General features: G+C 69.3%; 1 protein-coding gene. It reads left to right on the top strand.

Annotation, left to right across the window (positions count from 1 at the left end; translation table 11 throughout):
• Positions 1–12 precede the first annotated feature (12 nt).
• Positions 13–1715: condensation domain-containing protein (locus ACFWSK_RS37745; protein ID WP_383796710.1), on the top strand; the 1703-nt coding region annotated here is incomplete at its 3' end.

Raw genomic sequence — 1715 nt, 5'->3', positions numbered from 1 at the left:
CTGCCGGAGTACATGGTGCCGTCGTTGTTCGTCGAGCTGGCGGCGCTGCCGCTGACCCCGAACGGCAAGATCGACCGGAAGGCACTGCCCGAACCCGAGCGTGCACTGGGCGAGTTGGATGGGCAGTACGTTGCTCCGGCCACGGTCTCGGAGGAGTTGCTGGCAGGTATCTGGTCGCAGGTGCTGGGGGTGGACCGGGTCGGGGCCGCCGATGGCTTCTTCGATCTGGGCGGGCACTCTCTGCTGGCCACCCAGGTGATCTCCCGCATCCGGGAGGCATTCGGGGTCGAGGTGGCGCTGTCGGCGCTCTTCGACCACCCGACGGTACGCGGACTGGCGGCGGCGATCGACGGTGCGGGAGAGGCGCAGGCCCTGCCGCCGGTCAGGGCTGCGGACCGCAGCCGGCCGCTGCCGCTGTCGTTCGCGCAGCAGCGCCTCTGGTTCCTGGACCAGCTGGAGCCGGGTGCCGTCGAATACAACATGTCGACCCGTCTGCGGCTGACCGGGGATATCGACCTCGCGGCCCTGGGCGCTGCGCTGGATGCGATCGTCGTCCGGCACGAGGTGCTGCGGACCCGTCTGGTCGCGGGCCCGGACGGTGTGGCTCACCAGGTCATCGACCCGCCCGCGCCCATGCCCCTTCCGGTCCTCGACCTCTCCGGGAGCATGGATCCGCAGGCTGCCGCGAATGACATGTTCGCCAAGGACACCCTGACGCCGTTCGATCTGGCGAACGGCCCCCTGGTGCGGGCCATGCTCACCCGGCTCGCTCCGGACGAGCACGTACTCTCCCTGGTCATCCACCATGTCGTCTTCGACGAGTGGTCGGACCGCGTCTTCCAGCGCGAGCTGTCCGCTCTGTACGAGGCGTTCCAGGCGGGTGAACCGAACCCGCTGCCGCCGCTCACGTTCCAGTACGCCGACGTCGTGGCCTGGCAGCGGCAGTGGCTGACCGGCGACGTACTCGACGGCCAACTGGAGTACTGGCGTCATGCGCTGGACGCCGTACCGACGCTTGAGCTGCCCACTGACCGGCCGCGTCCGGCCGTGCGCTCCACCGATGGTGCCGTGTGCCGCTTCACCGTTCCGGCCGGCACGGCACAGGCGCTGCGCGCGCTGTCCCGGGAGCACGGCGCGACGATGTTCATGACGCTCCTCGCGGCGTTCGACATCCTCATGGGCCGCTACGCCGACACGGACGATGTCGTGGTCGGTACTCCGGTGGCGAACCGGAACCGCGCCGAGACAGAGGACCTGATCGGGTTCTTCGTCAACACCCTCGTGCTCCGCACGGACCTGTCCGGCGACCCCACGTTCAGCGAGGTCCTGCGCCGCGTGCGCGAGACCGCACTCGGTGCGTACGCGCACCAGGACCTGCCGTTCGAGCATCTGGTGGACGACCTCGTCACGGAGCGCGACCGGTCTCGTACCCCGCTCTTCCAGACACTCTTCAGTTACGTGGCGGCTGACCCGAGCGACCTTCACCGGGAAGGCAGCAGCAACGGAGCCGGAACACCAAGCCGGTCAGCCGCCGATGCGGGCGCGCACAGCGGACCGGTTCCGGTGAAGTACGACCTGGTGCTGGCGCTTGCGGACGCCGACGACGTTCTTGCCGCGGAGATCCAGTACAGCACTGCGCTGTTCGACGCGGCGACGGTCGAGCGGATGGCGGGTCATCTGGTCACGCTGCTGGACGCTGTCGCGGCCGACGCGGG

The organism is Streptomyces sp. NPDC058620, assembly GCF_042717135.1.
Lineage (GTDB): Bacteria > Actinomycetota > Actinomycetes > Streptomycetales > Streptomycetaceae > Streptomyces.
Note: the sequence above shows the minus strand (reverse complement) of the source record. Positions and strands in the feature narration are given on the sequence as shown.